Below are 2,172 nucleotides of genomic sequence, written 5' to 3' on the forward strand. Positions count from 1 at the left end.
GGCCTCATTCACCCCGATGCGGCGCGGCTCACCTTTTCGCACCTCGGGGTCGAGCCTTTCGATTATCTTTACACCGTATGGGAGACTTCGCGCCCGCCCGAATCATGGCTGGCATTCAAAGAGCGCTACAAAATGGTTCTCACCACTTCACGCTGGGGTGTGGACGTGTTAAAACAAGTCGGAGTCAAGCGCGTTCATTATGCACCACTTGGAGTCGAAAGCGATATTTTTCAACCTTGGGGGCCGTCACAGCGTTTTGTAGATGGAAAGACATTTCTATGGTTCTCGCGTAATCAATATCGTAAAGGCCTCGACGTCATGCTCAAGGCATGGCGAGCATTCCATCCATCGCAGCCAAATGCCAAACTGATCTTGATGGGTATCGGCATAGTGAAAACGTTGCCGGTTCCAGATAGTATTCGCGTCTGGAAGAATTTCAGAATTGCCGAGTATTACGCCGACGGAATTTCCGTATACGAGAGTTTGGCCGCAATGGACGAGCAGTCGTTGGCAACCGTGTACCGCAGCGTTGATTTCACAATCTGCTCGTCGCGCTCGGAAGGGTTTGGTTTCGGCGTCGCCGAGTCTATGGCTTGCGGCACTCCATCCATCTTCGGAAATTTCAGCGGCACCTCGGACTTCGCAGTTCCTGGCGCCTTGTTGCTGGATGGCGTCCCGATCAGAGCCGACTATTCTGACAAGGGGTTCGGTGATGTCGGGTCTTGGTGGGAGCCCTCGATCGAACATCTGACAGCCCTTTTGTTCGAGGCAAACGATATGGATGCCAAACGATATCGACTTCTCTCGGAATCGGGTGTCCGAACCATTCGCACGAAGTTTTCTTGGCGGGAGAGCAGTCTTGCGATCCGTCGGGCGCTCATCGCAGAAAACGAGGGCAAACTTCCTTCGCTCCGAACAGGCGACGCGGGAAGAGGGTATCGGTCGCGGGCGTCTTCCGCTTCTGAGGACCAGTCTACTCCGCATTCGATAGCCTCCATTCGGTGGAAGGGCTTGGTCGCACGCACCATTCGACGAGCCGGTTTTCTATTCACCTTCTTTGCCGACCAATTGGAACTTCAAGGGTGGAGGCGCGCGATCTCGGCTTCGTCGAAACAAGTGATCGGCCCGTACTTTCAAACGAGAATGCAATGGCTCGTGCGGAAGACATTGCAAATTCCACGCGGCACAAGCGAATCGGAGATGTTGCGTCCCGGCGCCTTGTTTATCGGCTATGCCGAAGGTGCATTAGGACTTGGTCAAGCTTTTCGGGCAAACTTGAAAGCCGCTGAGTCGGCCGGACTGCCATTTGCAGTTTATCCATTTCAAGTCGGCATTGAGACCCGCTTGATTGGGCCGTACATGCAACAACGATATGACGTAAATCACCCTTACGAAATCAATGTCATTCAGGTGGCGGGAGATCAGGTGTCAGAGGTTTTTCGGACGCTCAGCCCCAAGCTTTTGAAAAACTCGTACAACATCCTCTGCACCTATTGGGAGCTTTCAAGGGCGCCAGAGGAATGGAAAAAGAATCTGGAGAATATCCATGAAATCTGGGCGCCCAACAAGTTCATTGCTGACGCGTTTTCCCACATCTTCACAGGCCCGATTATTGTCATGCCTCCAGCGATGGAGGACACCAGCGGAGTTCATCCAGAACGAAGGCATTTCGGAATGGAAGAGGGGCGTTTTTATTTCATGTTCAGCTTCGATTACTTTTCCTCGCCATTCAGAAAAAATCCGCTTGGAGTGCTCCAGGCTTTCCAGCGCGCCTTCCCGAGCGGTGATGAGAATGTTGGTCTGGTAATCAAGTCCACGGGGGCGGCCGATCACTATCCCGATATAAAGGCGGTGATCGAAGCAGCCGTGGTGGAGGATCCGCGCATCCTGATATTTGATCGGAACATGCCTCGCGAAGAAATCCTCGGCTTGATCCGCGCTTCGGACGCTTATGTATCTTTGCATCGAGCAGAGGGGTTCGGGCTTGGAATGGCCGAGGCGATGACGTTTGAGCGTATCGTTATCGGAACCGACTATTCTGGCTCTACTGATTTTCTGACGGATAAGACCGGCTATCCGGTGCCCTACATCTTGCGCCCTCTGGGGTCCCATGAATATCCCTGGTATCAGGGGCAATCTTGGGCTGAACCCGATCAAAATGCAGCAGTGGAG

Annotated in this window: 1 protein-coding gene; it reads left to right on the forward strand. The window is 53.3% G+C overall.

Annotated features, from left to right (window positions below; translation table 11 throughout):
* The coding region (locus tag AC1D2E_RS35580; protein WP_478201754.1) for a glycosyltransferase at positions 1-2,172 on the forward strand (2,172 nt) is incomplete at both ends.

Source organism: Variovorax sp. P1_H2 (assembly GCF_056405295.1).